A 2531-nucleotide genomic window follows, 5' to 3' on the forward strand; every position below is an offset into this window, starting at 1 on the left:
CTGAACCGAGTACCATCGCAATGAACAGAATTCTCGCGGTATTACGCGGTTCACTGTAAAAGATCATGCCCAATATGGCCCCGCCAGAAGCCCCAATACCGGTCCAGACAGCGTAGGCCGTTCCCATGGGTAGTGTTTCCATGGCCAGGGATAGAAACAAGAAGCTCAATCCAAAGCCTGCAAGCAAGTAAAAAGCAGACAGGAAATTCCGATCTTTATGGAGCTTATTAATCATAAGAACTCCCATCATCTCAAATACGCCTGCCAAAATTAGAAATACCCAGTTCATACGTCAGTGCACCTCTTTTCCTTGTTTCTTCTCTTTGCTCTGTATTTTGAGCCCTACAACTCCGAGCAGAAGCACCCCGATTAGCAACAATTTAGATCCCTGTACCTCAGCATCAAACAACAAAATTTCTGCCAATACAGTGCCGGCCGTTCCCAAGCCGACAAACACTGCATACACCGTACCTACCGGAAGCGTACGGGAAGCCATAATCATGAGTATGAAACTTACTAAAATTCCAACTAAAGTGCCCCCCCACTCTAACCATCCGCTGGCATGTTTCAGGCCGATGACCCATCCAACTTCAAATAATGCCGCAATTACAACAGATAACCATGTCTTGTTCATTCTGTGCTTCCTCCTTTTTGATAATGCTGCAAATGTAGTATGGATTTATAGCAGCAAAAAAAAAGCCTGAGAGAATACTGCATACAGCAGTTTTTCTCCCAGGCTTTTATCCCTCCGTGGCACAGTACGACGACTGTGAGTTTTCTCTCGGACCAGCCGATATTACATCGCGGAACCCTAGAAAACATTTTTGAATTCAGTTATAGTTAACATTATACATATTAGTGAATAAATTACAATATAAAAATTAATAAGAATTCGTATATCACCCTAAACTTATATTATTGTTTTGGTCATTATGAAATCAATTTGTTCTTCATCACCCATATAAAAAGAGTGTGCGCCAGTTTGAACAAACCCCATTTTCTTATAAAAAGCAATGGCGTTTTCATTTTTTTCCCATACACCGAGCCAGATCTTCTTTTTATTATGTTCAATCGCAATTTCCATAGCTTTATTTAGCAGATATTTACCAAGCCCATGTTTTTGAGATTTGTTTTTTATATAAATCCTCTCAATTTCGAGCGACTCATCACCCATTTTTTCGGATTGGGCGTCATTCATATTTACCTTTAAATATCCAGCCAGTTCTTCATTGAAATAGATGAAAAAGATTTCTGAAGAGACGTTGGACAATTCCTCCTCCAACTGTTTAAAGTTAAATGCTCTTTCCAAATAGGCTTTCATATTTTCAGGTGAATTCTGATCTTTAAAAGTATCGTTGAATGTTTCAATACTTATTTCTTGGAGTATTTGTAAATCTTCACGGCTGCACTTTATTATTTTCACAGTCACTTTAATGCATCTCTCCTTCATGTAAATCAATAATTTCTTTTGTTCCCCTTTTTTACAAATTCCCAGTCATCCCCTATATTTTCTCTTACTCTTTGAAGAAGATTGAAAATGGTTTCTACTTCTCTTTCCGAAAATCCCTCTAATGCAATGTTATTGGAATAATCATTTTCTCTTTTTATAAAAGGATAAACATTGTTCCCTTTCTCTGTTGGAAAGAGTTTTTTAATTTTTTGGTTATGGTTATCTTCTTTCTTTTCAATAAAGCCATTAATTACAAGTTTTTTTATAGCACGAGATGCAGTTGTTCGATCTACTTTTATCATCTCGGATAACTTTTCTTGAATGATTCCTGGGTTTTCACATATTCGCACAAGGTACAAATACTGCCCTTTTGTAAGGTCATATTCTTTAAATTCTATATTACTTATAGAATCTAATGCCCTTGCGATCATTCCAATTTCACGAAGCACTTCCTTCATAGTTAACTCCTTTGCCCCTATTTTATTGCAAATGCAATAAAAATGATATATATTGAATTTACCTTATTTTTATTGCATTTGCAACAAAAAAATATATTAAAGAGGTCGAGTAAAGTGAAATATATTTTTTTTGTATTAGGAATTTTTATATTATCCCTTGGAATTTCGTTCACTATACAATCAGACCTTGGGACTTCACCTTTTGATGCACTTTTGGTAGGACTGTCCATAAATGTGGGGCTTACTGTGGGAAGTTGGGAAATCATAATAGCTATAATATTGATATGTTGTAATTCGCTTTTAAAAAGACAAAGACCTGAAGTTTTGGGGTTGTTAACAGCATTTATAACGGGTATTGGTATTGATATGTGGCTTTTTTTATTACACAATTTGATAGCACCTGAACTATGGTACAGCAAAGTTGTTTGTTTTGGAATTGGTTTAGTTGTTGTAGGATTAGGAACTGCAACATATTTACAGACAAATTTTGCACCAATTCCAGTTGACCGATTAACATTAATCATACAAGAATTAACTAGAACAAATCTATTTTTTTCGAGAACACTCATCTATCTTATATTCTTGATCATAGCAGTCATTTTAAATGGCCCCATTGGCATTGG

General features: G+C 35.9%; 5 protein-coding genes and 1 riboswitch. Of the genes, 1 reads left to right on the top strand and 4 read right to left on the bottom strand.

All coding sequences use genetic code 11. The features are described 5' to 3' along the window. From GRP75_RS24210 to GRP75_RS24225, 4 genes are all read right to left on the bottom strand, one after another. The coding region (locus tag GRP75_RS24210) for a DMT family transporter (protein WP_160790590.1) at positions 1-289 on the bottom strand (289 nt) is incomplete at its 3' end. 3 nt (positions 290-292) lie between these two features. Beyond that, complete coding sequence (locus GRP75_RS24215) at positions 293-634, bottom strand: DMT family transporter (RefSeq protein WP_023988640.1); 342 nt, start codon at positions 632-634, stop codon at positions 293-295. A gap of 93 nt (positions 635-727) precedes the next feature. After that, a riboswitch (guanidine-I (ykkC/yxkD leader) is annotated at positions 728-826 on the bottom strand. A gap of 84 nt (positions 827-910) precedes the next feature. Next, on the bottom strand, positions 911-1429 hold the full coding sequence (paiA, locus tag GRP75_RS24220) for a spermidine/spermine N(1)-acetyltransferase (protein WP_160790591.1): 519 nt from the start codon (positions 1427-1429) through the stop codon (positions 911-913). A 26-nt stretch (positions 1430-1455) separates the two neighbouring features. After that, complete coding sequence (locus GRP75_RS24225) at positions 1456-1908, bottom strand: MarR family winged helix-turn-helix transcriptional regulator (RefSeq protein WP_160790592.1); 453 nt, start codon at positions 1906-1908, stop codon at positions 1456-1458. Positions 1909-2022: 114 nt separating this feature from the next. Here GRP75_RS24225 and GRP75_RS24230 point away from each other — a divergent pair. Beyond that, positions 2023-2531, top strand: a 509-nt coding sequence (locus GRP75_RS24230; RefSeq protein WP_160790593.1) for a DUF6198 family protein, incomplete at its 3' end; no start/stop codon positions are given.

The sequence above is a fragment of the Paenibacillus sp. OT2-17 genome, from assembly GCF_009827695.1.
Taxonomy (GTDB): domain Bacteria; phylum Bacillota; class Bacilli; order Paenibacillales; family Paenibacillaceae; genus Paenibacillus; species Paenibacillus polymyxa_B.